Annotated in this window: 26 protein-coding genes; 16 read left to right on the plus strand and 10 right to left on the minus strand. The window is 35.5% G+C overall.

Annotation, left to right across the window (positions count from 1 at the left end):
- The first annotated feature begins 21 nt into the window (after positions 1-21).
- From HXK94_001120 to HXK94_001190, 15 genes are all read left to right on the plus strand, one after another.
- Positions 22-1,764 carry a penicillin-binding protein 2 gene (locus HXK94_001120; protein QTI96488.1) on the plus strand — a complete coding sequence of 581 codons (1,743 nt, stop codon included), beginning with the start codon at positions 22-24 and terminating at the stop codon, positions 1,762-1,764.
- A 12-nt stretch (positions 1,765-1,776) separates the two neighbouring features.
- Entirely contained in the window at positions 1,777-2,802 is a 1,026-nt protein-coding gene (mraY, locus tag HXK94_001125; GenBank protein QTI96489.1) for a phospho-N-acetylmuramoyl-pentapeptide-transferase, read from the plus strand.
- Complete coding sequence (locus HXK94_001130) at positions 2,802-4,376, plus strand: FtsW/RodA/SpoVE family cell cycle protein (GenBank protein ID QTI96490.1); 1,575 nt, start codon at positions 2,802-2,804, stop codon at positions 4,374-4,376. The genes mraY and HXK94_001130 overlap by 1 nt, the downstream gene beginning before the upstream one ends.
- On the plus strand, positions 4,312-5,469 hold the full coding sequence (locus tag HXK94_001135) for a UDP-N-acetylglucosamine--N-acetylmuramyl-(pentapeptide) pyrophosphoryl-undecaprenol N-acetylglucosamine transferase (protein ID QTI96491.1): 1,158 nt from the start codon (positions 4,312-4,314) through the stop codon (positions 5,467-5,469). The genes HXK94_001130 and HXK94_001135 overlap by 65 nt, the downstream gene beginning before the upstream one ends.
- 32 nt (positions 5,470-5,501) lie before the next feature.
- A complete protein-coding gene (locus tag HXK94_001140; GenBank protein QTI96492.1) occupies positions 5,502-6,377 on the plus strand; it encodes a hypothetical protein in 876 nt (291 codons plus the stop codon).
- A 652-nt stretch (positions 6,378-7,029) separates the two neighbouring features.
- A complete protein-coding gene (locus tag HXK94_001145) occupies positions 7,030-7,266 on the plus strand; it encodes a hypothetical protein (protein ID QTI96493.1) in 237 nt (78 codons plus the stop codon).
- A gap of 87 nt (positions 7,267-7,353) precedes the next feature.
- Positions 7,354-7,530, plus strand: coding sequence for a hypothetical protein (locus tag HXK94_001150; GenBank protein ID QTI96494.1), 177 nt, complete (start codon positions 7,354-7,356; stop codon positions 7,528-7,530).
- Between the two features lie 542 nt (positions 7,531-8,072).
- On the plus strand, positions 8,073-9,326 hold the full coding sequence (locus HXK94_001155; GenBank protein ID QTI96495.1) for a hypothetical protein: 1,254 nt from the start codon (positions 8,073-8,075) through the stop codon (positions 9,324-9,326).
- 4 nt (positions 9,327-9,330) lie between these two features.
- Entirely contained in the window at positions 9,331-9,624 is a 294-nt protein-coding gene (locus tag HXK94_001160; protein ID QTI96496.1) for a hypothetical protein, read from the plus strand.
- 9 nt (positions 9,625-9,633) lie between these two features.
- Positions 9,634-10,398 (plus strand): hypothetical protein, encoded by a 765-nt coding sequence (locus HXK94_001165; protein ID QTI96497.1) that lies wholly within the window; start codon positions 9,634-9,636, stop codon positions 10,396-10,398.
- A gap of 24 nt (positions 10,399-10,422) precedes the next feature.
- Positions 10,423-10,689 carry a hypothetical protein gene (locus HXK94_001170; GenBank protein QTI96498.1) on the plus strand — a complete coding sequence of 89 codons (267 nt, stop codon included), beginning with the start codon at positions 10,423-10,425 and terminating at the stop codon, positions 10,687-10,689.
- Between the two features lie 81 nt (positions 10,690-10,770).
- Complete coding sequence (locus HXK94_001175; GenBank protein QTI96499.1) at positions 10,771-11,691, plus strand: hypothetical protein; 921 nt, start codon at positions 10,771-10,773, stop codon at positions 11,689-11,691.
- An 80-nt stretch (positions 11,692-11,771) separates the two neighbouring features.
- Positions 11,772-12,275, plus strand: a complete 504-nt coding sequence (locus tag HXK94_001180; protein ID QTI96500.1) for a DUF2726 domain-containing protein — start codon at positions 11,772-11,774, stop codon at positions 12,273-12,275.
- 191 nt (positions 12,276-12,466) lie between these two features.
- Complete coding sequence (locus HXK94_001185; GenBank protein ID QTI96501.1) at positions 12,467-12,700, plus strand: hypothetical protein; 234 nt, start codon at positions 12,467-12,469, stop codon at positions 12,698-12,700.
- A gap of 250 nt (positions 12,701-12,950) precedes the next feature.
- On the plus strand, positions 12,951-13,322 hold the full coding sequence (locus HXK94_001190; GenBank protein QTI96502.1) for a hypothetical protein: 372 nt from the start codon (positions 12,951-12,953) through the stop codon (positions 13,320-13,322).
- A gap of 2 nt (positions 13,323-13,324) precedes the next feature.
- Here the strand turns inward: HXK94_001190 and HXK94_001195 are convergent, their stop codons facing one another.
- From HXK94_001195 to HXK94_001225, 7 genes are read right to left on the minus strand one after another with little or no spacing between them, the layout of a single operon-like run.
- Positions 13,325-14,491, minus strand: coding sequence for a DUF3048 domain-containing protein (locus HXK94_001195; GenBank protein ID QTI96503.1), 1,167 nt, complete (start codon positions 14,489-14,491; stop codon positions 13,325-13,327).
- Between the two features lie 46 nt (positions 14,492-14,537).
- Positions 14,538-15,344, minus strand: a complete 807-nt coding sequence (locus tag HXK94_001200) for a hypothetical protein (protein ID QTI96504.1) — start codon at positions 15,342-15,344, stop codon at positions 14,538-14,540.
- Positions 15,337-16,221 (minus strand): exodeoxyribonuclease III, encoded by an 885-nt coding sequence (locus tag HXK94_001205; protein ID QTI96505.1) that lies wholly within the window; start codon positions 16,219-16,221, stop codon positions 15,337-15,339. Before HXK94_001205 ends, HXK94_001200 begins: the two co-directional genes overlap by 8 nt.
- Positions 16,222-16,701 carry an SsrA-binding protein SmpB gene (smpB, locus tag HXK94_001210; protein QTI96506.1) on the minus strand — a complete coding sequence of 160 codons (480 nt, stop codon included), beginning with the start codon at positions 16,699-16,701 and terminating at the stop codon, positions 16,222-16,224.
- A 32-nt stretch (positions 16,702-16,733) separates the two neighbouring features.
- Positions 16,734-17,294, minus strand: coding sequence for an aminoacyl-tRNA hydrolase (gene pth / locus HXK94_001215; protein QTI96507.1), 561 nt, complete (start codon positions 17,292-17,294; stop codon positions 16,734-16,736).
- 39 nt (positions 17,295-17,333) lie between these two features.
- Positions 17,334-18,794 (minus strand): ribosome biogenesis GTPase Der, encoded by a 1,461-nt coding sequence (gene der / locus HXK94_001220; protein QTI96508.1) that lies wholly within the window; start codon positions 18,792-18,794, stop codon positions 17,334-17,336.
- A 49-nt stretch (positions 18,795-18,843) separates the two neighbouring features.
- Entirely contained in the window at positions 18,844-20,178 is a 1,335-nt protein-coding gene (locus tag HXK94_001225) for a hypothetical protein (GenBank protein ID QTI96509.1), read from the minus strand.
- Between the two features lie 108 nt (positions 20,179-20,286).
- Here HXK94_001225 and HXK94_001230 point away from each other — a divergent pair, with 108 nt between their 5' ends.
- The gene (locus HXK94_001230) at positions 20,287-20,784 is read left to right on the plus strand and encodes a hypothetical protein (GenBank protein ID QTI96510.1); all 498 of its coding nucleotides are present in this window, start codon (positions 20,287-20,289) and stop codon (positions 20,782-20,784) included.
- A 33-nt stretch (positions 20,785-20,817) separates the two neighbouring features.
- Here the strand turns inward: HXK94_001230 and HXK94_001235 are convergent, their stop codons facing one another.
- From HXK94_001235 to HXK94_001245, 3 genes are read right to left on the minus strand one after another with little or no spacing between them, the layout of a single operon-like run.
- Positions 20,818-21,510, minus strand: a complete 693-nt coding sequence (locus HXK94_001235; GenBank protein ID QTI96511.1) for an rRNA pseudouridine synthase — start codon at positions 21,508-21,510, stop codon at positions 20,818-20,820.
- 3 nt (positions 21,511-21,513) lie between these two features.
- Positions 21,514-22,488 carry a response regulator gene (locus tag HXK94_001240; GenBank protein QTI96512.1) on the minus strand — a complete coding sequence of 325 codons (975 nt, stop codon included), beginning with the start codon at positions 22,486-22,488 and terminating at the stop codon, positions 21,514-21,516.
- Positions 22,489-22,538: 50 nt separating this feature from the next.
- The gene (locus HXK94_001245) at positions 22,539-24,551 is read right to left on the minus strand and encodes a PAS domain-containing protein (protein ID QTI96513.1); all 2,013 of its coding nucleotides are present in this window, start codon (positions 24,549-24,551) and stop codon (positions 22,539-22,541) included.
- Positions 24,552-24,588: the final 37 nt, after the last annotated feature.

Below are 24,588 nucleotides of genomic sequence, written 5' to 3' on the forward strand. Positions count from 1 at the left end.
ACTGTGATACAATATAAATATATGATTTTAGGTTTTAAAAGTAAAAGTCGAACTGGTTATCTAGCGGTCTCAATTTTGAGTATTTTTGCGATAATCGTTATGCGACTTTTTTTCTTGCAAGTTATTGAGGGCGCAGATTATCGTGCGCGCGCAGACAAGGGTCAGAGGAAGCAATTTGAAATTAAATCTCAAAGAGGTTTAATTTATGCTATGGATGGCAAAAAGCTTACAAAAATGGTTTTGAATGAGACTGTCTACACTCTCTGGATCGATCCGCAAGAAATTGCTAATGCAAAAAAAGTAAAGAAAAGTGAAATTATTTCAGAATTTAGAAAAGTTGCTGGCGGAAATCTAAAAAATGATTTCGAGAAACTTTTCGAAAAAACAGATACAAGATATCAAGTTGTTGGAACGAAACTTTCATTAAAACAGGCTAATGCAATTCGTGAAAAAAAGTTCCACGGAATTGGGTTTACAGCTGAAGCGAGAAGGGTTTATCCGGAAGGTAATTTAGGTGCGCAGATTCTAGGTTTTGTGAATGATAACGGTGGAAACTATGGTATCGAACAGGCAATGAATAAAGAATTAACCGGAACTGATGGCTACAAAAAAATTACGACAGATGCGTTCAACCAAACGATTGAAGTCGGAAGCGAAAATATCGAAAAACCAGCTGTGAATGGAAAAAATATTGCGCTTTCAATAGATCGAAATATTCAAGCAAAAGTTGAAAAGGTGCTAAAAGCACAAATGGAAGCCAAAAAAATGAAGCACGGTGCAGTTTTGGTTATGGATCCAAAAACTGGCAAAATGATGGCAATGGCAAATTATCCAACATATGATCCAGCGGCTTATGCTAAGGTTGAAAACGGCTCAGTTTACAATAACAATACAACAACAATGGCTTATGAAAATGGTTCGGTAATTAAATCATTTACGATGGCAACAGGTATTAATGAAGGTGTTGCGAATGCAAATACTCGTTATTACAATACTGACTCGATAAAGATTGAAGATATTACAATTAATAATGCTGCGCTTGGTCATACGGGTTCAATTACACTTCAAACAGCAATGAACTATTCGTTGAATACCGGAATGGTGACTATTGGAAAATTGCTTGGTGGTGGATCGCTGAACGATACTGCTCGAAATAAAATTTATGATTATTTCCACAATAGGTTTGGGTTTGGTCGCGAAACAGGAATCGAGGTTCTCGAAAGCAAGGGCTCGTTAGTTTCACCAAAAGACGCAGAAGGAAATGCGGTTCGATATTCAAATATGATTTTCGGTCAGGGTATGGCTACAACAATGCTACAAACCGCAACAGCTTTTTCATCACTTGTTAATGGTGGAACATTATACAAACCAAGCATAGTAGCTGGAACTGTTGATGAAGATGGTAATCTTTCGAAAAAATCGCCAGAGATTAGTCGTGAGGGCGTTATTTCTAAAGAAACTAGTCAGCAAATGAAACAAATTCTTGAAGGCGTTCGAAAAGTTGGTGGCGCAAAAGATCCAGCTGGTTACCAAATTGGTGGAAAAACCGGAACTAGCCAAACAATTGTTGGCGGAAGATATGTCGATTATCAAACAATTGGTAGTTATGTTGGATTTGGTGGCGGAGATCAGGCGGAATATGTTATAATGGTAGCTGTTTGGGGTGAAAATCAAAACTTACAGGGTTCTAAAGATGCCGCACCAATTTTTACGGAAATTTCAAACTGGCTATTGAATTATTTAGAAGTTAAACCAACGAATTAGAAAAGAGGGAATATGTTAAACATCACAAATCACTTAATAGTTTCGGCATTGTTTAGCCTCGCTGGATTTATTCTTGCGATGGGGTTAACACCGTTATATACATTTTTTGCATACAAATATGAGTTTTGGAAGAAGCAAAAAACAGCTTCCGTTACGGGTGAAGCTCTAACTGTGGTGAATAAGCTTCACGCTAAAAAGATCGCAAGACATATTCCAACAATGGCTGGAGTTATTGGCGTTATTGCGGTTGTCGTACTTACAGTTCTATTGAATTTGAAGCGCGAACAGACTTGGTTGCCATTGGCTGGTCTTGCTGGTGGTGCGGCTATTGGTTTGATTGATGATATTCTGAATGTATGGGGTTCAAATCGTAAAGATGCCGGGCTTCGTGCTCCTGTGAAATTTGCGATGATTATTGCACTTTCTGGTTTTTTGGCATGGTTTTTCGCATTTAAGCTTCATTTTACAACTGTCATGATTCCATTCATTGGTAACTTTGAAATTGGTTACTGGATGGTTCCGTTGTTTATTTTTGCCATCGTAGCGACAAGTAATGCGGTAAATATTTCTGATGGTCTTGATGGTCTAGCTGGCGGATTGTTAAGCGCAGCCTTTGGTGCTTTTGGAATCATCGCTCTCGTGCAAAATCAACATAATCTAGCAGCCTTCTGCTTCACTGTCCTTGGGGCGCTTCTTGCGTATCTATGGTTTAATGTATATCCAGCTCGTTTCTTTATGGGTGATGTTGGTTCTTTCGCTTGGGGGACGTCTCTTGGCGTCGTAGCAATGCTAACTAACTCACTTCTTCTTTTGCCTGTAATTGGATTAATTTTTGTGATTGAAGCTGGCTCGAGTGCTATTCAGATTTTTTCGAAAAAAGTTTTTAAGCGGAAAGTGTTTATTTCAGCACCAATACATCACCATCTTGAAGCAACAGGCTGGGAAGAGACTAAAATTACAATGCGATTTTGGATTATTGGAATGGTTACAGCATTCGTTGGCATAATTTTGGCGCTGGCAGAGCATAAAATCCTGTAATGGAAACTCGAAGAAGACAACCTGTGCGCGATAGTGCTAGGCGTAATCCTGGACGTCTGGCAGTTTCGGATTCGCCGCGCCGAAACAACCTAAGTAGTCAAAAAAGAACTATTCAGAAAAATAGTTTCTTTGATGGTGATTTGAAGAATGATAGCTTTATGGCTGTTATTCAGGATTTTTTAAAGGGTCAGTTTGGTAGCTTGCTGGAAAGAATTTGGTTTTTAGTAAGGTCGTCAATTATAATTTTCATTATAAACCCTTGTGTTCGAATTCGTGAAAGTGTTAAGGCTGATAATAAAAAACGCTTAAACCTTGAAGGTTTCGAGAAGATTCGAAAACACCGAGCAAACTATATATTATTCCTATTTATTGGTTTGTTGCTTTTGATTGGACTCGTCGTGATGTTTTCATTGAGCCCGCAAAGAGCGAACTCTCTCAATATTGCCAAGGGCACAAATTATGATGACTACTACTTTTTCTGGCGACATCTTACGTATATTGTTATCGGGCTTTTATTCTTTTTTGGAATGAAAGCAATCCCGTTAAACTGGATTTTTTCGAGATCTTCGCAGATTTTTGTATTTTCTTTAATTTTGTGCGTTGTTCTTGCGGGATTAGCAATGTTCAACTTACCACCAGTAATTTGTGAAAATGGTGCTTGTCGTTGGTTTGGTTTTTCTGGGTTTAGCTTCCAGCAGGCTGAATTTTTGAAAATCGGTGCAATATTGTTACTTTCAACATTTCTTGGTGCACAGGCTTCTAAGGGTAAAATCAATAGTTATAAGGAAACTATTTTGCCTGCAGGTGTTATTATCATTGCAGTGTTGTTGGTTGTAGCTGGTTTTCAAAAGGATCTTGGGACAGCGACTACGATTATTATTGCGATAGCTTTTCAGTTTGTTGTTGCTGGCATGAAGTCAGATAAGCTTGTTCCCGTGGGTTTGGTGATTCTAGCTGGAGTTGTTTTATTGATTGTTTTTGAACCACACCGAATTTCGCGTATTTTAACATTTTCGAAAGGCGATTGCAGTAATATCTTAACGGAAAGTGGAAAAGATCAATATCATATCTGTAATGCTAAGCTTGCAATTGGTTCAGGTGGAATTTTAGGCTTAGGAATTGGAAATTCAGTTCAGTCTGCAGGATATTTACCTGAAACCATTAATGACTCAATTTTTGCGGTGATGGGTGAGATGTTTGGTTTTGTAGGGCTGTTTGGAATATTAGCAATTTATTTTGGGCTAATATATCAACTTCTTAAAGTTATTTCAAGAATGGAAAACCCTGCAAGTAGACTTTTTGTCGCTGGGGTTACTGGGTGGATAACTTCACAAACAGTAATTAATGTGGCGGCGATGGTTGGACTTTTCCCACTAAAAGGAATCACAATTCCATTAATTTCTTACGGAGGAACAAGTCTGGTTGTGATCTTGGGCGTTCTCGGAATCGTTTTCAATATTTCAAATTACACATCGTTTAAGCAAGTTGAAGATTTTAAGGAGGAAAGCTATGAAAATACTAGCAATCGGCGGCGGGTCGGGCGGTCACGTGGTGCCCGTAGTAGCAGTTTTTAAAGAGATATTAAAGAAAAAACCTGATACTGAGTTGTATTTTTGGTGCGATAAAAAATTTGCACCACAAGCTACAAAAATTATGCAGCAGTCTTTTGGTGAGCAAGTTAGTGTTTCGAAAATTTCAAGTGGTAAATTTCGTAGATATAATCATCTAAGTTTTTGGCAACATTTAACGGTTCCGAGTGTTGTATTTGGTAATTTTATTGATATCTTTAAGAATATTGCAGGTATTTTTCAGGCTTTTACAAAATTAGTCGTTAACCGTCCAGATGTTATTTTTTGTAAAGGTGGGTTTGTTTGTGTTCCAGCCGGATTGGCGGCGTGGGCGCTGAGAATTCCAATTGTTATTCATGATTCTGATGCGCACCCTGGTTTGGCAAATCGCATAATTTCAAGATTTGCTAAAAAAATTGCAACAGGTGCACCATTGGAGTTCTATAATTATCCTATTGAGAAAACTGAATATGTGGGTATTCCGGTTCTAGATAAATTTAAGAAGTATAGTAAAAGTGAACGACAACAGTTTAAAAAAGAGCTTGGATTTTTAAGTGAAAAGCCACTAGTTTTAGTAACGGGCGGCGGTCTTGGTGCTGCTCGATTAAATAATGCTGTGGTTTATGAAGGCACTAAGCTTTCAAGAAAAGCTCAAATTATTTTAATATCGGGCGTTGCTCAATTTGAAGAGCTTCAAAAAGAAATTGAAGGATTTCCTGAGGATTTTCATCTTCTAAGTTTTGTCTCAAAAGATATGTGGAAATTTCTAGCTGCTGCGGATTTAGTCGTTGCTAGAGCCGGGGCAACGTCTAATCTTGAGCTTGCATCATTACATAAACCTACAATTTTAGTTCCTAATGCAAGATTGACTGGTGGTCATCAGCTAAAAAATGCTCAGGTGTATGAAAAGTCTGGTGCGGTTGAAGTTGTTTCAGACGATCTAATAGAAGAAAATCCTGAAATTCTTTCAAATAAAATTATTCGAATATTAGATGATCCAAACAGGATGAATAAATTGGGTGAAGAATTTGGTAATTTTGCTAAACCGAATGCGGCAAAAGATGTTGCGAAATTAATTTTTGAATCAATAGATATGTAAAAAACATCAAGCTTATGGTATAATTTAAAGAGATGAAAGAAGCGGAAAACTTAACGCGTCGAGAAAAACGCGAGCAAATTCTAAAAAAGCACTCCGAAGAGAAGGGTGTTTTTCGCCGCGGTGTAACTATTTCTAACAGGGAATGGAATAAATCTGAAAGAACACAAGAGCATAAATTAATTGTGCGCCGACGAAAACTAAGTGTATTTTTTATAAGTATTACAGCTGTTTCAATTTTAATGGTTGTATTTTTACTCCAGTTTGTATCTAGGGTTTCAGTTACCGCTAAGAGTATTTCAAACAATAATTTAGAAAAATACAAAACCTCGATAGAAGAATATTTTTCGGCAAACCCTAGCGAGAGATTTATGCCAAATCTAAATAAAAAAGCATTAATTTCGAAGGTTCAGAATGATAATCCTGAAATCCTGGATATTTCTAATATAAACTTGAATGGTATTACTTCTTATAATTTTGAATTAAGTTTTCGAAAACCAGTTGCTTCATGGAATGCTGAAGGGAAGGAATTATTTGTTGATTCTGAAGGTGCTTCTTTTTCTACGACCCTTTTTGATAAGCCTGCATTAGCAATTGTCGATGATAGTGGTTTGACAGCATCAAACGGTAAAAATGTTGCAAGTGGTAGTTTCTTTAGTTTTGTTGGAAAGCTAGTTGCTGCAGCTAATAATAACGGTTTAGAGATTACTAAAATTCGTATTCCTCCCGCTAGCTTAAGGCAGGTCGAGGTATCTGTGAATGGTGTGAAATATTATGCTAAAATGTCTACATCTGAGTCGGCCGAGGGGCAAATGGCTAACTTTAAAACAGCGATCAATTATTTTGCGACGCATAAGGTTTCACCTAGTTATGTAGATTTAAGAATTGAAGGAAAAGGATATTATAAATAGATATTTTTCGAAAAGATTAAAAAAGGGGAATATATATTTTGTTCGCTTTTTGTTCTATTTGATTAGTTAGAATATAAATAAAAGAGAAGTCTATAAAAAACTATATTATTATATAAAATAATAAAAAGTCAAATTTGTCAAATAATAGCAAAGCAGGGGGTTAAAACAATAATTTAATAAGCTATAAAAATGATATTTTATCGGTAAATAATCTAAAGTTTTATAAAATATCAATAAAGATATTAAACCACGGCAATAAGCAATTTATCCCATATAATAAAAAAAGATACATGTATTAATTCTCTTTTTTATTTTTTGAAATTTTAATGCTGGAGATTTGGTAACGAAAATCACAGATAAAAATCTTACGTTAAGAAAAAAGGTATATTAATCTATTAAATTATTAAAAGTAATACATTGTCTGTAGAGATATAAGAATGTAAAATAATAATTTGAAGATTATGTAAATATATAAATACATAAATACAAATATGGATTAAGTGTTATGATGTATGATGAATACTTAGTTATCTTATAGTACCTAAGTATTTGTCGTAAAAGATATATTGTGCGACACTTGACATAATTTCTTTATTTGATAAAATGATCATGTAATATAAAATAATTTTAAATTTAATTAAGGAAAAATTACATGAATAAAGAAAATTTACTAAACGAAGATAATATTATTTCAGCACTTTCCCGTTTGTCTATTAAAACTCAAGAATCGCCAAAAACTGGCAATGTCTATACTACTATAACTTTGCATTTTAAAAATGGTCTTGAAATCCGTTATTTTGTAGATCCTAAAGATAAATTTGGTCTTAAAGATGCTATTTCTCGAATTTCGCAATCTGAAAAACTAGACAATATCCTAAACGAGGACTAACAGCTTATGTGAAATTTAAACCGTTAGCCCAAAATCGCAAACAAAAAGCGAACAAAAAAATAATATCAACGTAAAAAAGGAGTTAAAATGCTTGAGCAACTAGGAGCAATCAACTTCCCTGAAAATTTGAACACTCAAATTATCACTGGAATTGAGAGCGCATTCTCAAACGGTTTGACTTTCGTTGCGCCTATTCTTGTAGGTATGGTAGGTATTACTATCGTGCGAAAGGTTATCAACCGCGGTAAAAGCGGTCGGGTTTAATCCCCTGCTTTCTCCCAATCCTGAGTATGATTTAAAACTACTCATCTATAATATAAATTTAACAATTAAATTAGCTTAAATTATAACTTAAATTGAAATAAAAGTGATTAGTACTTTATTAGGTTCATTTTTATTTTTTACAAATCCACATCTAGTATAAAAACATCGAAAAAATAGTTTTTTATAATCACTTTTTTATATTTTAAACTTAAGCTTATTTAATTAAAGGTAAAAATAATGGTTCAAAACGTATCATCAAATGAAGTTATCGGTATAATTTTAGACCTATTTTCTAAAGGTTTTGTTTTTCTATTACCTATCATTGGAGTATTGGCAGGAATTCACCTTTTATATTCAATGATAATGAACGTGCTATTTAGAGATAGACTATAGGAGAAAATATGCAAGATATATATTATTACACCCCTTTGCATAATAAATTTGTAAAATTCGATGATATAACTTGGCTCATTATCATAATGCTTACGATTCTAGCATTATATTTTATTAAAAACATGAAAGTTCGCCCTAAAAGGTAGAGTATGAACAAATGGAAAATTTACTTTTTATTATTTGGCTTTGCATTATGCTGTGGTTTATTTGGGATTCTAAGCAAAAACGCGTTCGCCGTTGAAAGTTATAAAATATCACCCGCGCAAGACAGAGATTTTAAGAGAGCTTATTATCGGCAAGTATATATAGAGCAAGATACACCTATAAATTTACATTATTATTTTTATGCGCCCGATAAATATTCAGAAAAAATAAAACTTATTTCTTTTATTTGTGAAGATCCTTACAATAATTATACAACTATTGATGGTTGCGGCCTGTATATGGTACAAGAAGCGGGAAGTTTTAAAATTAAGTTGAAAGCATCTGGTTATACACAAACTGATTATAGTCGCGAAACACAAGAGTCTGACCCACCATATGTTAATAAAGTATATAATTTCAGCAAACCTTTTGAAATAGCAAGTTATACAGATCAAGATTTTAAAAACGGGCTTACCCTTTTGGGTGGTACAGCGCTGAAAGAAAATAGCTGGAATTTAAATGAAGGTGGTTTTTTAGTCGAGCCGATAGGTGGAAAAACCGATAGTTCAAATAGTAACAGCGGAAATAATAGCGGTGGTGGATTTGGCGATTTCTTCGCTGGCATTCGTGATTTTATTAGAGACTTCTTTCAGCCCATGATTGATTCGATTACGCGAACTCAAAAGGTCGTTTTGGGTATAACAGACAATATTATAAAAGGAATCAGCGACTTTTTCGCGCCTATGATCCAATCTATTGGAAATATGCTTAAAGCTATCATTGATTTGCCAAAACTTATTCTAGATGGTATAAAATCAATATTTGATGGTTTAATTAACGCTGTTACTACTTTGTTTGTCCCCGCTGAAGGTCAGATAGACACTGAAATGTCTAATTTAAAATCTATGTTTAATTTCGACAAGATAACCTCCATCTTAAATGCTACATTTTTACCACTTGAAAAATCAGGTTTTCGTTATGATTTAAATTGTAATAATCAATATTGGGACAGTGCTAGTGATTATTTAAATGAGAACATCTATGATAAGGGAACAAATACCATCATGGAAAAGATGCACGGTAAAGCGTGGCGCATGAGCTTATCTATTTGTAAAGTGCCACCTATTTATATAACAATAGCGCGCACGTTGTTGATATTCGCGTTTGTTTGGTGGTCAGCTTACAGATTATTTGAATTTGTACCTATTCTTATGGGTTCAGCGTTCATATGGGACAGATGGAAGAAGAAAGAAGAGTAAAAATATGATAGTTATATTATTGATGAAATTAATACAAGTTGCGCTATTTCCACTTTCGGCGTTGGTTAAAACTGTCGATTCGGCGATAGCCCCCCTTATAAGCGCTTTACCATCATTGCGCCCAGTTGTCGCGTTTATTCAATGGCCTTTAGAGATGTTAGCTTATTTGTTAGGTTCAAGAGAATTGATGGTCTTTATGTTTACATTTACAGCTGTATTGTTGCCCGTTGAATTAGCAATTTCGTTTATATGGTGGGTGATTTACAAACTTCCCGCTTTAAGCGTAAAAAACAAATAAAGGAGTGAAATGTCTTACTTATCATTTATTAAAAAAGAAACAAAACCGCATATCGATTCAATCAAACAAAACTATATAGATTCAAAAGATAAAGAGCTATTTCGTGCTAGTGGTCTAACTGTCTATTGCGGTTGGCAAGGCTCAGGCAAAACGCTTTCAGCCGTAAAACACGTTTATAATCTTATGGTTCGCTACCCTAAATCAATTTTAGTTACGAATTTGGAGTTTAACAGTGATTTACCGAACAAAATTATAACTTTTAGAAATCATGATGATCTACATCGTTTATTAGTTGAAATCAATAACGATAAATACGGCGTTATCTACTTAATAGATGAAATACATACGTATTTTAATGCTTTGGAGTCTAAAGATATACCGCCCTATATTTTTACCGAAATTTCACAACAACGCAAGCAACGTAAAGCTATTATAGGTACTTCTCAGCTATTCTTACGTATGGCCAAACCATTTAGAGAGCAAGCGAATTATTTAGTTATGTGTTCCACTTACGGAAATATATTCACCGTAAACAAAGTTTATGATGCACACAAACTAACAACAGATTATAGCGGTGCTTTAATTGGTCATTCAGTAAAAACGGGCTTTTTCTTTCATTCTGAAAAGTTAAGAAATATGTACGATACCTTACAAAAAGTAGTGTCAGGAAAGGCAGAATTTGAAGATTTTCAGGTAATCAATTTAGAGCAGAAAAAAAAAGAAAGGCTTTCGTGCGTCCGCAAGTCGATGACGCGCGCACGAAAGCCTCGATAATAACCATTATTTAAAGGAGAAATTATGTTATACGAACTAAAAATTACACGTAAATTTCAATATACGTTATATCACAACCGCACCCCTATTGCACATTATAAGACTAAAAAAGATGCGAAAACTGCCCTTTTAGTCATTAAACAACGCTTTGAACTTCTCGATAAATTACAAAAAGCTATGAAAATACAAACAAATTCATATTGTGGAGATACTCACCTATCTGTCTATCAATACTGCCCTGATTTTGAGATAAAACACTATTTTAAAATCGAACGTGAACAAATTGCTTAATTGTGGCGGGGCGTTGCCCCTTGGGGCAACCCTTGTCAAGAGCCACACTTAACACACAAAACGCTAATTTAAGGAGAAAGTATGCAAGCATTAAAAAATCAAACTTCAAGGCTTTTAAAGTCAATGTTTGAAAATAATAAAGAGATTAAGTTTAAAGAGATTTCAAGCTATGCTAAAATTTATCCCGATACTATAAAAATTATTAAGTATCACCGCCCTATTGTATTTACTAACTTTTCAGATCGTGGTGTTTCCGCTATTCTCACGAACGAAGAAAACGCCGAAGAGCAAGACTATTTACAAAAATCAATCAACCGCACTAAAACTAAAATTAGCGATTATGTACTATGTAATAATTTCACACATTTTGCTACTTTCACATTTGATCCTAAAAATCCAAAAGTTAAAAACGAAAACAACCGCCACGATTTTAAAAAAATGTCTTCCCTGCTTAAAAATTGGCTAAAAACCGAACAATTAAACCACTTTAGACATCATGGCCACAAATTCAAATATTTAATAGTCCCCGAACGACACAAGAACGGCGCTTGGCACTTCCACGCCCTATTAGAAAATTACAAAAATGAAACCGAAAATTTTTACACACGAAAAAATAATTATATAACAGTATCTGAACTTAAAAGCAAAAAGAAAGATAAAAACCGTAAATTCATCACAAGATATACTTTAGGGCGATCAGAAATAGCTCCTATTCGTGATAAAACTAAAATGTCTAATTATATTAAAAAATATATCACAAAAGAGCTTATAACAGATAAAAACGCTAAACGCTACTGGTCAAGTCGAAACCTAAAACAACCTGAAATAATAGAAAATTTCATAAGTGAATTTCAAAAAATACCTGAACAATTCCTAACCGCAAAACACGATTACCACGATATTTACACAATCCCTTTAAATTGTTCATATTTCACCTTTTCAAAATACGTAAACAAACTCGAAAATCACTTCAAACGTGAAAAATTGCACATAAAAATTTAAAAGTTATCATCTTGATTTATCAAGTGATCACTCCCTATTTCAACTTGTTGAAATAGGTTTATTCCTGTATAATTTAAAATATGGATATTTTATTATACTTTCTTGCTATTCCTATAATTCTTGTAATTATAATTAAAGCTATTGTTTCAGATTCTGGAAATCAAAAAATTTCAACAGTATATAGATATAATCGAAAATATGTTATAATGACCGAACGTGAACAAGAATTTTATAAAAAATTAAAATTAATTTGCGGTGATTCAATTTTAATTTTTCCACAAATTCACCTATCAAGTTTATTTTTTCACAATGTAAAAGGTCAAAATTTTAAACTAGCATTTAGATTTATTAACAGACTTTCAGTAGATTTTGTTTTAGTCGATTCAAGAAATTTTAAAACTCTATTAGCGATTGAACTTGATGACTCCACACATAACGAAAAAGACAGAATCAAGCGTGATTTAATTGTAAATGATATTTTTAAAAAAGCAAACTTCCCTCTTTTGCGTGTGGGCTCAGTCAAAATTGATAATGAAAAATTAAAGCAAATGATATTAGAAAATATAAAAAATGGTGTAAAATAAACAACATTTTTTATGTAATTTTATGGTATAATATTTATATCTAACACTTTTAAAAAGTATATATTTTAACATAAACTTGACAAATGTACAAAAAAGATATATTGTGCGACACATCTTGTTTTTCTTTTTTGAGTATGCTAATATGTTTTCGTAAATACGAAAACATAATTTTTTAAGGAGAAAAATCAATTATGCAAGAAAAATTATTAAATCAAGATAATATCATTTCAACAGTTGCCCGTGTTGCACTTCGTACACAAAAATCTGAAAAATCTGGAAATTATTTCACTATCCTAACTTTACGTTTTAAAAATGGTTTAGAAATTGATTATTTTGTTGATAAAAAAGATAAATTTGGTCTTCTTGACGCTGTTAAATCAATCTCTCAATCTGAAAAACTAGACAATATCCTAAATGAGGACTAACAGCTTATGTGAAATTTAAACCGTTAGCCCAAACTAGCAAACAAAAAGCGAACAAAAATATTTAAAGTAATTAGTTTTTTTAGAAACGCTTAAATCATATCATCAAACCGAAGAGGGGTATTTTGTGTCTAGATTTGATCTTATTTTGCTGGATATTAGTAAGAGACTGTTGACCGTGAAGTAAAAATAGACTACTCCCCTACTCACCCCGGAGCTTTTTAATTGAATGGTGTTATGCTATAATGACATTATGAATGAAAAAATAATAAAGCCCTTAAATAATAATATAAAAATTGAAGAAAATAAAAATTTTGCCTCGAAAGATATTCAAAAAAAGGCTTCAGATGCGTATAGTGAAAATATACAGAAAGAAGCTCTAGCTATTGAGACACGAAGTATTTTGAAGCAACGATCTAAGTATAGCATACAGCAAGAAATTGCTAAAATGCGAAAAAATGTTTTGTGGCTGACGCTATTCTTTGTTATTATGTCTATTATTTACCATTCTCAAAAAAGTAACCTTTCGTTAATGTGGATTATTTTTATTCTTTTACAAATTCCGTATTATATTTTAAAAAGGAATAAAATAATCAAAAAACACAAAGATGATTTTAAAATATAAAATTATTGCAAAGTTACAGACCCGGTAGTATTACCAACGGCAACAATCCAGGTTTGACCACGGTTCAGTTTGACGGGTGTTCCGTCTTTATTTTTAAGTGTTAAGGGAGAATTTTCATTTGCTTTAGACCAAATTATTTCAGTAGCTAAGCCATCTTGAAAAACTAACCCGCTTCCTGATCCTAAATTCTCATAAGTACTGTGATATCTATCGCTAGCTAAACCATTGTTCATTTTTAAAATAACTATAGATTTTGGGGAAATTTGACCACCAGATAAATCTGTGTGCGCAACGCCAGCTTGACTACGTAAATAACAATTACAATCATCCCTATGGATATAAGTTGAATTATAAGAAAAACCAGATATGTTCACTTGAATCTGAGAAGCATTTTTGGCTGAAGCTAACGAATCATTTTTTCGAGAAAATCCTTCAAAATTTGAAGAATTCCAACCTTTTGAATTTGCTAATGCAATTAAATTCGCCGAATTAGTGTAGACATTATGGGGTGCGTAACGATTTCTTGAACGCCAAAAAGTTCGGGTGTTAAAAAATTCATCCATATCTTTGTGTTTACCGTCACGAATTCGTGCAAGCGCATCACCGGATCCGCCAACGTGAGCAATTGAAGCGTCAAACCCAGAAGCCCAATCTATATAATATCCACGGACGCTTCGAACTGGTCCAATTAATTCAGGTTTGTTTTGTTGGTATAAAGCCAAAAATCGGGTTATTCCGCCCTCTGCTATAGCCTCAAAAACAACTTCTGCTTGATTTAACCCAGATTGAGGGCGTGCAGGAATTGAATTTTCGATCATTACGCCAAAAACTGGTGCGGTTTCGAGTTCTTTGCTTGCGACTTCTACTCCCGATAGTCTTGAATAAAATTTTTCCGGCACGGCTGGCTTTTTAACTTCTGTTTTTTGGATTTTTGTAACTGTTTTGGCTGGTTTTGGCTGGTTCTTTGCTAACAAAAAATAGACGCCAACCGAAATAACTAGCAAAACTAAAACAACAATAATTGCAATGATGATTTTCTTTTTTCTTGATAGTTTCGAGAAAGGCTCTTTATTTTTTTGAGAATGACTAAAATCAACTTTTTTAGTTAAAGTTTCGTTTTTAACAATATTATTCACCTCTTTTGGGTGACTTTTGTTGATTTCGATCATTTGCCCTCCTGATTTTAAACCATTATACCGCTTATGCTTTTAAAAATCAAGATGAAACTGCTGTAATTGCAGCTTTTGAACGTTGGTGTTTATTCCAGATTTGCCAAGTCGTAATTTTTGTGGGGACTTCTCCTGACCAAATTTTTATTGGAGAAAGCTTACCGATATTTAAATTTGAATTTAAAGGTGTTGAAAAAACTTCACCGTTTTCGGAGATGATAAAGTTTTCGTTATTTAAAGTTAAAATTTCTACAGGGTAAGATAATGTAAATTTATGCAAAACCTCAACAATGTTTGAAAGATTCATTGAAAAGGTTAAAACTTTTGGGTAGAAAATTTTCGAAAAAATTTTTTGAAGTTGCGCAAAACTAGCTAGGATGCTAATATTTTCTTTAAATAGAATTTCACTAAAAGAATCTAAAAGAATATCAACTGCGTCGCGAGTGATGAAAATTGGTTTTTCGCTTTCGAGAATGAATTTTTCAAATAGGATGGCTGTTTCAGAATTTTTATTAGTGTCGCCAATAAATAGAATTGAATCAGCCCATTTTTCACCTGCTTTGAAGTCTTCCCATGCTTGGTTTGAAAAACCGCCAGATTGATTGCTTTTTGCAAAAATAAGTTCGTGGGAATCAATTTTTATATCTTTTTTTAAACTGTCAGGTAGAAGCACTCGAACCTCCCCTACTCCAGTTTGAAGGGCTGTTTTATGCGCATTTACTAGACCATGAAAACTCCCTGCCCCGCCCCCGATAATCAAAAGTTTGCCGGCGTGCGCCCGTTGTTCGGGCTTACTCCATTCGATTTCTGGAAAAAGTAGTTTTGAAGATTGAGCGTACCAAAAATCAAGCATTATTTAGCTCCAAAGAGATTGGACAGTGATCACTACCAAGAATTTCATTATGAATTTCGGCACGATTGTTTTGCGAGTTTAACTCTTTCGAAACTACAAAATAATCAATCCGCCAGCCAACGTTCCGTTCACGAGATTTTGCGAAATGACTCCACCAAGTATAAATCTCGGCTTTTTCTGGATTTTGAATTCGAAAAATATCAACAAGATCCGCTGAAATAAAATTCGAAAATCCTTGGCGCTCTTCATCTGTAAAGCCGTGTTTGCCACGATTAGACTTTGGATTCGAAAGGTCAATTTCTTCGTGAGCAACGTTTAAATCGCCACAAAAAATCACGGGTTTTGGTAAAAAGATTTCGTTTGAATCGTTTTCGAAAATATCAATATTATTTGAAAAGTCTTCGCAAGAAAATTCACCAAGCTCTAAGCCTTTTACAAAAGCTAAAAACGCCGCGTCCCAATTTTCGCGTAATTTTAATCGGCCCAAATCATTTTTTGTGTTTGGTGTATAAACGGTAATTAGCCAAAAATCTGTAAATCTGGCGGCACAAATCCGCCCTTCGGTTGAAGAATCACCAAAAGAGTCGGCAAGATTAAATTTATCTAGAATTTGTTGTGGAAAATTTCGCAAAATCGCTTGTGGCTTTTGCTTTGACCAAATTGCTGTTCCGGCGTAACCTTTTCTTTCGGCGTGAGAATAAAATTTAAAATATTCTGGATATTTTTCATCAAAATTCTCTTTCGAAATTTGCATTTCATCAATTTTGATTTCTTGAAAACACGCGATATCGGGATTTTTTATGCTTAAAAATTCAGCTAAATTACCTTTTTTTTCGACTGCACGGATTCCATTAACATTCCAAGAAAAAATTTTCATTTAATACCTCTTTAACATTCTCGCATTTTCGCGTTCAGATTGGCGACGTTTTAGAGTTTCGCGCTTGTCGTATTGTTTTTTACCTTTTCCGAGCGCGATTACAATTTTAATAAAGCGCGATTCGGCTAAAATTTTAACGGGCACGATAGTTAAACCGGCTTTTTTTTGCGTGGCAAAATTTTGAATTTGTTTACGAGTTGCTAATAATTTTTTAGGTGAAGTGTCAATTGTATCGGCTTTTGAAAGTCCTTCGCCCTGATTTTTGAGTGAAAAACTGGCGTTATTAAGCCATAATTCCTCACCTTTTCTACCGTTTCGAAGCGTTACGAAAGCGCCCTTTAAACTAACGCGACCATCACGAACTGCGCGAACTTCAACGCCGCGAAGACTCATTCCAGCAACCAGTTCTTCGCCGAGTTCATAATCAAATCTCGCGCGTCGATTTACGATATTTTTTGCGTTAGTTTTAGCCTTTTTCATCTAGTCAATTATATCAAATTCTGGCAACTATTTCAAACTGAGCGCTTGTCGTTTTGAAGCGAATCTTTCACAAATTCTTCAACAAGTTCTTCACAAATTTCAAAAATCCGGGGTAGTTTTTCGCTTTCACTTTTTGAAAATTTTGCAAGAACAAAATTCATTGCGCCAATTCTTGGTAAAAATTCATTAGCAATGCCAATTTTGATTCTTGGAAAACTTTCGCCAAAAACTGAAATTAAAGATTTCAAACCGTTATTTCCGGCAGAACTTCCACTTTTTCGAACGCGAACCACGCCAAAATCCAAATCGAGATCATCGTGGACGGCCAAAAAATCTTTTCGAAAATCAATTTTATAAAAATCGCAAATCGCCCGCGCCGAAAAACCCGTTTCGTTATAAAAAGTTGTTGGTTTAACAAGCAAAACCTTTTCATTAAAAAGCGAAATTTCAGTAATAAAAGCTTTAAATTTTGGCTTTTCTTGAAATTTTGCGTTAAACTTTTTTGCTAAATAGTCTGCAAATTCGAAACCGGCATTGTGGCGAGTTCCGCTATATTTTTCGGGAAAATTGCCCTGAAAAAGTATGATTTTCATTTTTATCCTTTCGAAAATCGCCCCAACACGGGGCGAAATTTATTGATTTTTTTGAATTCGAGCAAGTTTTTCGTCGCGTTTGCGTTCGCGTTTATTTTGCGTGTCGGCAGCTTTTTTAAGTGCACCCGAAGCTTTATCGATAACTTTTTTACCAGCTGAAATTCTTGCGCGGTTTTCTTTAATTTGTTTTTCGTCTCTAAAAGAAAACTTAATTGGCGTTCCGGAATAATCAAAATTCTCGCGAATCAAGCGCTCTAAATAGCGTTTATAGCTCCAGTGAACAAATTTTAAGTTTGAGCCGTGGATAATGAACCAAGGTGGATTGCTATCGCTTTGTGAAATATAGCGCAATTTTGGATGCGTATTTTTCAAACCTGCTGGCGGATGAGCTTGGGTTGCTTTTTGTAAAAGCTGATTCAAGATTGAGGTTTTTGCTTGTCTTGCACGGTTGCGGTGAACTTTTAGAATTAAATCATAAATTTTAGTCACATTTTGGCCAGTTTTCGAACTCGTGAAGATTAGTGGTGCCCAAGGTGTAAATTTGAAATAGTATGCGATTCGTGGCGCCAAAGCATCACGAGTATAAGCATCTTTTCCCTCAACGCTATCCCATTTCGAAACCACGATGACCATCCCTTTTCCGGCGTCGTTAATTAAGCCGGCAATTCGTTGGTCGAGCTGTGTGTTAAGCTCGTTTGCGTCCATTAAAAGCAAACAAATATCAGCTTCATCAATTGCATTCAAAGTTCGAAGTACTGAGAATTTTTCAATTCCAACTTCTTGTTTTCCGGGTTTGCGCATTCCGGCTGTGTCGATAATTTCGATGGTTTTTTCGTTAAAACGAATTGTGGTGCGGTTTGTATCACGCGTTGTTCCTGCAACGTTCGCTACAATCGCCTGCTGTTTTCCAGCCATTGTATTAAAGAGATAAGATTTTCCAGCGTTTGGGCGACCAACCAAAGCTACACGAATCACATCTTCGGGTTGTTTTTCTTCTTTAACTTTTGGGATATTCTCAGCAATTTCGGTTAGAAGTTCATCAACGCCAGCATTGTGTTCGGCAGAAGTTCGAATAATCGGTTTAACACCAAGGCGCAAAAATTCTTCATTTGGTAAATTCCCTTTTAGGTCGGTTTTATTTAGAACCAAAATTACAGGCTTTCGAGATTTTAAGGCCTTTTTTGCAATCAAGCGATCTTCATTCGAAAAAGGTTTAGTGCTATCAAGGACCACCAAAATTAATTCACTGGCGTCAACTGCATCTTGAATTTGTTCTTGAATTGTCGCTTCAAATTCATCGTTAGGATCTTTTAATCCGGCGGTATCAATTAGCCAAAAGGCTTGATTTTTATATTTAACTTTACCAAGAACGCTATCGCGCGTTGTTCCGGCTTCTCGTGCAACAACGGCTTGTTGAGCACGAATCATTCGGTTAAAAAGCGAAGATTTTCCAACGTTCGCTTGACCAATAATTGCAACTTTTGGGAGATTTTTAGACATAGTAAAATAATTATAACATATTTTTGTTTAAAATTCAAACTTTCGAAAATTAAAATCCAACTTTAATTTTTTGTTTTCGAAGATAAATTTCAGATAAAAAGAATTGCAAGAAACCAACGATTGCGGTTGTAGCAAAAACGCCGGTTAAGCCAAGATTGAAAGTTTTGAGAAAGATGAAAATTCCGACGGGCGTCAAAATACTGCTCGATAAAGCGTAAATTATCTGCATTACCCCGTTAAATTTTTTCAAATACGAACGCGTAATCGAGAGCAAAATATAATAGCGAATCTTTGAGCCAACTTCAATTGCGAATAAAATCAAAATCATTGGATTAAGAATTGCATTTTTTACTGCTGAATCGTTCGAAATAATATTCACCCAGATTGGCGCCGAAAACCCAATCGAAACTGTAAGAATAATGAAAAATTTTAAAGCTAACCGCCAAATAAATTTATTATTTTGATAAACTTCCATTTGAGTTTTTAAGCCTAATTTTGAATTATAAGAAACGTCAACATTTGCAAGACTTGCACTTGCATCAACTACACCTTCAAGAAAAGCACCAATCGTATAAATCCAATATCGGGCTGAAACGAATGATGGTGAAAGGTGTAATAACGAAGATGTTGTAAAAATTGCGGCAATTCGTGGTGCTAATCTGCGGATAATTTCCCATTTTGTGTTAAGCCAAAGTTTTTTGATCCATTTTATATCAATTTCAAAACCATTTTTAAAGAAATTTGGACAAGGTTTTGCAATTAAAAAATAAATCAGTGGAATAATATTCGCCAAAAAACAAGCTATCATCATTCCATTTGCACCCCAGCCAAAAACCCATAGCGCCAAAAATGATCCGATTGCCATCGTCCATGTTGTTGCGTGGTCGAGAAGCATCGCTTGTCTCGTTCGAAAAGTAGCTTTAAGATAAGAAGTGATCAGCATCTGGCTCGGGCAAGCCAAGAAGATCGTCGCTACGCAAATTCGCCAATATGGCACGTAAAGCGCAAGAAGTTCTTGTGAAACGCCAAGCGAACTTAGTAATTCACCTGCAAAAATAAATGAAATTAGTGCTGGTGGTGTTAGAATTAAATAAACCAAATAAAGCGCATTTTTAAGGGGTTTCGAAGCTTTATCTGCACTTTTATTCACCATATAAGCAGGCAAATTCGAGACTAAAGCTGTTCGAACGGCATAATACGCACAGGAAAGCACCACCCAAAGCGTATCTGTTACAGCAAACATTGTGAGCGATTTTTCCGCATAGGCTACATTTGGATACCAGGCCATTACTAGTGCCCAGTTTGCTTCGACAAGGTTATCAGCAATCGTACCGAGAAAATTATCGAAAAACATTTTTCGAAGTTCTTTTTTGGTTTTTAGCATATCTATTTATTCTATAATTTTTCAAAACAAAAATCAATATTGAAAAACTTGCTTTAAAAGCTAAAAAATGATACAATAAAAATCCAAGAAAATTTTGGAGGTGCAGAAATGCAAGGACTTTTAGATACACAAAAACCTTTAGATGGTCAAATATTCAACATTGCAACAATGGGTACGCGAGAAACTGTCGCTAAAGAGACGCGTTCGAAAATTGAAGAAGCTTTTTTAAGCGATGATCCGTATTGTGATATTGAAGTTTTTCGAAATCTTTTTGAAGTTGATGACATACTTGATCTTCAGAATCGGTTTGTTAAGAATGTTAAACCGAGTAAGTTTAGAAACTTAACGGCGATTCATCAGCTTGCGATAGTTGACGCTTCTAAAATTGGATACTCTGATTTTAAGGATAAAAAGACAATAACCGAGAAGATTGCATACGCTTGTCAACACAAATCTAGCCTTGGTAAAAAAGACCAAATCCCTAAAGATCTTCAAAAATATTTTGAAAAAATTCTAGATATTTTCTGCGAAATTATGCTTGATCAAGAAGTGCAAATAAGCTCTGGTTATGCGATGACACTATTAATGAACGCTCTAGGAGTCTAAGGTTTAAAAAAGGCCTCAAGTAGAGGTCTTTTCTTATTGTTTTTGAACTTTTTGAAAATCGCCAAATTTTAAATCTTTCGGCAAGGAGTAGTTTCCGAAAACGGTTCGGTGTAGTTTTACGACTTCATAACCAACCGCCGAAAAAGTTCTGCGGATTTGGCGGTTTCGCCCTTCACTCATAATAACTTTCCAGTTCTTTCGCGAATCATTAAGTCTTTCGAGTCCAAGCTGTGATTTTCCATCGGGTAAATTTATTCCAAAATCTGCAATCATTTGTTGATGTAATGGCTGAAGCGGCTCGTCTAATTCTACGAGGTATTCTTTAATCTTTCGAAATTTCGGATGTGTCATTTGGAATGCAAAATCGCCATCGTTTGTTAAGAGCAAAAGCCCGCTAGAATCTTTATCAAGCCGACCAACAGGTTTTAAAGAATGAAACTCTTTGGGTAAAATTGCATAAATTGTTTCATTCACGCCTTGTTTTTTTCTTGAACAAACATATCCGCGGGGTTTATTAAATAGTAGGTAAATTCGTTCTTCGCGGTTGTTTGATATTACTTTATCACCAATTTTTATAATATCAGTGTCTTGAAATCTCGCCCCCAGTTTTGCGGCTTTTCCGTTTATCGAGATTTTGCCTTTTTCGATAAGTTCATCTGCTTGTCTACGCGAAATTCCCAGCTGTAAAGCTAGGAATTTATTTAAGCGTTCTGTTTCTTTATCCACGGTTTATTGAGCTCCAAAAGGAGGTTGTTGTATATTTGAATTTGAAAAAGTTTCACTATTTCCACTATTTAGAATATCGTTAATTTGCGAAGCGAGATTTTCTTCATCAGTTCTATTGAGCGGCTCTAGTGGTTGAACTACCCTCTCTCCAGCTACAGATTGAACAGTCTCTTGTTGAACCGGTGATGGTGCTGTATGAGGCTGGTTGACGAAATCGCTGATCGGGTGCGCAGGAGCTTCAATACTTCTTGATGCTGGGGTGTTTACTGTAGTGGGGTGAGCTATTGGGGTTGGAGTTTGTGCGGGTGAAGTAGCTGCCATAGGGCGACTAACCGGTTGGATCGGTCGTACTGTAGTGTCCGGCATAGTAGGTTGAGGTTGTTGGCTTACAAATCCGGCAGGAGCTGGTCGTTCTCGCTCGAATTGAGCTAAACTTGGAGCTGCTGCTCGAACAGGTGGCTGCAGTGGCTGGGTTGAGGCGACCTGTGTCATAGGTTGAGCGGGCGCAGAGGGTGCAGCTGTAAAATTATTTTGTTGAACTGGATTATTTTGTTGAGTGTTTGTAGTTACTGCTTGCTTTTGGGCAGTTCTTTGCTCTACGGTTAAATGACCGTCTTGAAGAACGTCGTGAACTGTTCGAACAACATCTTCAATACCAACTTGAGACTTAACTAGATATCGATCAGCACCAAGAGCTTCCCCTCTTCTTCGTTGATCTTCACTGGAGAGTGCCGTCATCATAATAACCTTAATATTGCGGGTCTCGGTTGTTGACCTTAAAATATCAAGCATGTCGAATCCAGAAATTTTTGGCATCATAACGTCACTAACAATTAAATCTGGACGTTCTTTAATAGCCATCGCTAAAGCTTCTTCACCGTCTCCGGCTGAGACAATATCATAGCCTTCAGCCAAGAGCCGAACACCATAAATCTCACGCAAACTTTTATCATCTTCTACTAGTAAAATTTTTGTCATATTGCTCCTATTATACTACTATTTTTATAAAAAATCTATACTTTTTAAGCTTACTTTTGTCTTTGAGCCATCATCTTTTGAGCATACTCAATTTTCATTCGTTCAATGTCGTTTAAAGTTGGCTGAACTGGAGTGTTTACCGGATTCATTTGTGAAAAATTTTGGCTAGCCGCTGATGTGCTAGTTTGCTGAATCGTCTGTGTGGTTTGTTGGTTATATGCCTGTTGAGTTTGAACTTGAGCTACATTTTGCGCGATTGGCTGAGTAGGTTGGGCTGCATATTGTTGAGCTAAAGGATTGAAGCCACGAATAGCACCATATTTTGCAAAATCCTGTTGTTCAGCGCTTCTTTGGGCTTGCTGAATCGTCTGTTCAGTTTGCTGACCGTATATTTGTTGATTTTGAATTGGGTTTTGAGCTACATTTTGCGCGATTGGCTGAGTAGGTTGGGCTGGCTGAACGGGTTGAGGAATTGGCTGTACTGAATGCACCGGCTCTTGTGGTTGTGGTTGTGGTTGTGGTTGTGGTTGTGGTTGTGGTTGTGGTTGTGGTTGTGGTTGTGGTTGTGGTTGTGGTTGTGGTTGTGGTTGTGGCTGTGGTTGTGGTTGTGGTTGTGGTTGTGGAACTGCTTGAATAGTAGGAATTGATAAAACTTCCTGAGTTTGCATAGGTTGAGTTTGGAAGGGCTCGGTTTCCTTAGAGTTTTCCGGAACGGTAGGTTCAGTTGGGGCTGTAGTGGGTTGATTATTTACTGTTTCTATGTTTGGATGCTCCATTGTTTCATCTTGAAGAATCGCGTTAATGTCGCGATCGGCTTCTTCAATTTCGCGCTGATTGCGCTTTTGTTCGATTTTTTGATGTTCTTCGGATTTTTTAGCATCTTCTTTCGCCTTTAAAGACTCGGCATTTTCGCGAGTGATTCGGGGTAGTTTCACAGTAAAAACACTTCCCTTTTTATATTCGCTTTCAACGGTTAATTTACCACCAATTGATTCGGTTAATTTTCTTGATAGGAATAAGCCTAGCCCTGTGCCATTAATTTCACGCGTTTCAGAATTATCTACACGATAAAATTTTTGGAACAAGTGCGGAAGGTCTTCAGCAGGAATACCAATCCCGCTGTCTTTAACAGAAATTTGAACACTATCGTTGTCACCAGTTACGTTTACGGCAACTGTTCCACTAGGTGTATATTTAATTGCATTTTCAAATAAATTATTTAAAACTTCATGCAAATGATCGCGGTCTGCATGAATAAAGAAAACTGGCATGATTGTCTTTTCGCCGGTTGCATTATGGTCTGGCATAAAAACATATTCCAACCCTTTGTTTTCGGCTTTCGGTTTTAACCCTTCCCAAATATCTCGTGCAAATTCTGTTGCATCTAAAACGATAGGTTCGTTTTTTAATCGACCGTCTTCTGCTTTTGTAATATCTAACAAATCTTGAAATAGTTGTCCAAGATGTTGAGTGTTTTCGTGCGCTTTTTCAAGAAAAGATTTTGCACGAGCATCAATTGTGGCGGTTGCCGGGTTTAAGGCAAGCCCAAGATATCCTTCGATGCTTGCAACTGGAGTTCGCATTTCGTGGCTAGCGGTTGAAATAAATTCAGCTTGTTCTCGGTTGTCGCTTAGTTCTTTCGAAATATCACGAAAGACTACAACCACTCCAGAATTAGACCCCCCGATCGAATTAACCGCCAAAAAGATTGGTGTGATTTTTCCGCTCTGAGTTTTAATGAATAAATCTCGAGTTGTAAAGTTTTCGTTAGTTCGTAAAACGCGATTAACTGGATTTGAAATATCTAACATTTCAGCACCGTCGTTGTTAGTGATTTTTAGAACTGAGTTAAAAACCAACCCAGCCGCATCGCTTCCACTCCAGCCAGTAATTTGTTCCGCAGCTGGATTAATAGCTAAGATATTACCTTTTTGATCAACAGCTAAAACACCGTCATCTACGGCGTCTAAAATTGCTTTTCCATCGCCCAAAAAACTACTCGAAGTATTTTTCGAAACTTTTTCTCCCGATTTTTCGTTAAAAATATTTTTTAAGTTAAACATAGCCCACTTCCTTAATGTAAATAGTTTAACATAATCA

Source organism: Candidatus Nanogingivalaceae bacterium, from assembly GCA_015257795.3.
Lineage (GTDB): Bacteria > Patescibacteriota > Saccharimonadia > Saccharimonadales > Saccharimonadaceae > Nanogingivalis.

Coding starts and splice junctions, on each gene's coding strand:
- HXK94_001120 (QTI96488.1), top strand. CDS start 22: ATGATTTTAGGTTTTAAAAGTAAAAGTCGAACTGGTTATCTAGCGGTC.
- mraY (QTI96489.1), top strand. CDS start 1,777: ATGTTAAACATCACAAATCACTTAATAGTTTCGGCATTGTTTAGCCTC.
- HXK94_001130 (QTI96490.1), top strand. CDS start 2,802: ATGGAAACTCGAAGAAGACAACCTGTGCGCGATAGTGCTAGGCGTAAT.
- HXK94_001135 (QTI96491.1), top strand. CDS start 4,312: ATGAAAATACTAGCAATCGGCGGCGGGTCGGGCGGTCACGTGGTGCCC.
- HXK94_001140 (QTI96492.1), top strand. CDS start 5,502: ATGAAAGAAGCGGAAAACTTAACGCGTCGAGAAAAACGCGAGCAAATT.
- HXK94_001145 (QTI96493.1), top strand. CDS start 7,030: ATGAATAAAGAAAATTTACTAAACGAAGATAATATTATTTCAGCACTT.
- HXK94_001150 (QTI96494.1), top strand. CDS start 7,354: ATGCTTGAGCAACTAGGAGCAATCAACTTCCCTGAAAATTTGAACACT.
- HXK94_001155 (QTI96495.1), top strand. CDS start 8,073: ATGAACAAATGGAAAATTTACTTTTTATTATTTGGCTTTGCATTATGC.
- HXK94_001160 (QTI96496.1), top strand. CDS start 9,331: ATGATAGTTATATTATTGATGAAATTAATACAAGTTGCGCTATTTCCA.
- HXK94_001165 (QTI96497.1), top strand. CDS start 9,634: ATGTCTTACTTATCATTTATTAAAAAAGAAACAAAACCGCATATCGAT.
- HXK94_001170 (QTI96498.1), top strand. CDS start 10,423: ATGTTATACGAACTAAAAATTACACGTAAATTTCAATATACGTTATAT.
- HXK94_001175 (QTI96499.1), top strand. CDS start 10,771: ATGCAAGCATTAAAAAATCAAACTTCAAGGCTTTTAAAGTCAATGTTT.
- HXK94_001180 (QTI96500.1), top strand. CDS start 11,772: ATGGATATTTTATTATACTTTCTTGCTATTCCTATAATTCTTGTAATT.
- HXK94_001185 (QTI96501.1), top strand. CDS start 12,467: ATGCAAGAAAAATTATTAAATCAAGATAATATCATTTCAACAGTTGCC.
- HXK94_001190 (QTI96502.1), top strand. CDS start 12,951: ATGAATGAAAAAATAATAAAGCCCTTAAATAATAATATAAAAATTGAA.
- HXK94_001195 (QTI96503.1), bottom strand. CDS start 14,491: ATGATCGAAATCAACAAAAGTCACCCAAAAGAGGTGAATAATATTGTT.
- HXK94_001200 (QTI96504.1), bottom strand. CDS start 15,344: ATGCTTGATTTTTGGTACGCTCAATCTTCAAAACTACTTTTTCCAGAA.
- HXK94_001205 (QTI96505.1), bottom strand. CDS start 16,221: ATGAAAATTTTTTCTTGGAATGTTAATGGAATCCGTGCAGTCGAAAAA.
- smpB (QTI96506.1), bottom strand. CDS start 16,701: ATGAAAAAGGCTAAAACTAACGCAAAAAATATCGTAAATCGACGCGCG.
- pth (QTI96507.1), bottom strand. CDS start 17,294: ATGAAAATCATACTTTTTCAGGGCAATTTTCCCGAAAAATATAGCGGA.
- der (QTI96508.1), bottom strand. CDS start 18,794: ATGTCTAAAAATCTCCCAAAAGTTGCAATTATTGGTCAAGCGAACGTT.
- HXK94_001225 (QTI96509.1), bottom strand. CDS start 20,178: ATGCTAAAAACCAAAAAAGAACTTCGAAAAATGTTTTTCGATAATTTT.
- HXK94_001230 (QTI96510.1), top strand. CDS start 20,287: ATGCAAGGACTTTTAGATACACAAAAACCTTTAGATGGTCAAATATTC.
- HXK94_001240 (QTI96512.1), bottom strand. CDS start 22,488: ATGACAAAAATTTTACTAGTAGAAGATGATAAAAGTTTGCGTGAGATT.
- HXK94_001245 (QTI96513.1), bottom strand. CDS start 24,551: ATGTTTAACTTAAAAAATATTTTTAACGAAAAATCGGGAGAAAAAGTT.